Consider the following 1,149-nt stretch of genomic DNA (forward strand, 5'->3'; position numbering starts at 1 on the left):
TACTGCCCGGTGTCGCGCACCGGCTTCTTCGGCCCGCTGCGGCCGGTCGAGGCCGCGGGGCAGGTGGCGATCCTGTCGGCCGGCACCTCCGACATCCCGGTGGCGCGTGAGGCGGAGCGCACGCTGCGCCATGCCGGGCAGCTGGCCAGCCTGTTCAGCGATATCGGCGTGGCCGGGCTGTGGCGGCTGACCGACCGGCTGGACGAGATCCGCGCCCATCCGGTGGTGATCGTCGTCGCCGGCATGGATGCGGCGCTGGCCAGCGTCGTCGGCGGGCTGGTGGCCGGGCCGGTGATCTGCGTTCCGACCTCGGTCGGCTACGGCGTCGCCGCCGGCGGCCGGGCGGCGCTGGACGCGATGCTGGCCAGCTGCGCCCCGGGCCTCTCGGTGTGCAACATCGACAACGGCTACGGCGCCGCCTGCGCCGCGCTGCGCCTGCTCGACGCCGCTCGCCGGTTGCGGGAGTAGAAGGCAAAAAAGTCCCCCTCCCGCGAGGGGCTGGGATATCCACAGATGTTCAGCGGCCGGCCTGCGCGTATTGCGCGTCGGTCACATGCTCCAGCCAGTCGACGCTCTTGCCGTCCAACTGCTCCGCGATGGCGACATGGGTCATGGCCGTGGTCGCCGTCGCACCGTGCCAGTGCTTCTCCCCGGGCGGGATCCACACCACGTCGCCCGGATGGATCGGCTCGACCGGCCCGCCCTCGCGCTGCACCCAGCCCTGGCCGGCGGTGACGATCAGCGTCTGCCCCAGCGGATGGGTGTGCCAGGCGGTGCGGGCGCCGGGCTCGAAGGTGACGATGACGCCGCCGACACGGGCGGGGGCGGCGCGCTGGAATCGCGACGCCATGTGCACGGTGCCGGTGAAGTATTCGGCCGGGCCTGGGCTTGGCGGCTGGGCGCCGTGGCGGACGATGTCCAAGATCGGTCTCCCTGGTCTGTCGGATTCGCTGGTGCCAGCTTGCACCTCTGAGCGCCGGCCGAACACCGGCCCGATGACGCATGAGGCGGTCGGCGCATGCCGCGCGGCTGCCCGGCACGGTCGCGCCGACGGCGACGGGCGGCGCGTTGGCGATGTAGCCAAACACAAACTCGCTTGCGCCGCCCTGCGACTTTGTTCATGATATGTTCTATGGAGCCCACGCCAGA

At 71.9% G+C, this 1,149-nt stretch carries 2 protein-coding genes; one reads left to right on the forward strand and one right to left on the reverse strand.

What is annotated here, in order from left to right:
• Nucleotides 1–468: nickel pincer cofactor biosynthesis protein LarB (larB, locus tag P409_RS34855; protein WP_034849558.1), on the forward strand; the 468-nt coding region annotated here is incomplete at its 5' end.
• Nucleotides 469–517: 49 nt separating this feature from the next.
• Here the strand turns inward: larB and P409_RS34860 are convergent.
• Nucleotides 518–922, reverse strand: a complete 405-nt coding sequence (locus P409_RS34860) for a (R)-mandelonitrile lyase (protein ID WP_034849559.1) — start codon at nucleotides 920–922, stop codon at nucleotides 518–520.
• Nucleotides 923–1,149: the final 227 nt, after the last annotated feature.

The organism is Inquilinus limosus MP06 (assembly GCF_000767795.1).
In the GTDB taxonomy this organism is placed as follows: domain Bacteria; phylum Pseudomonadota; class Alphaproteobacteria; order DSM-16000; family Inquilinaceae; genus Inquilinus; species Inquilinus limosus_E.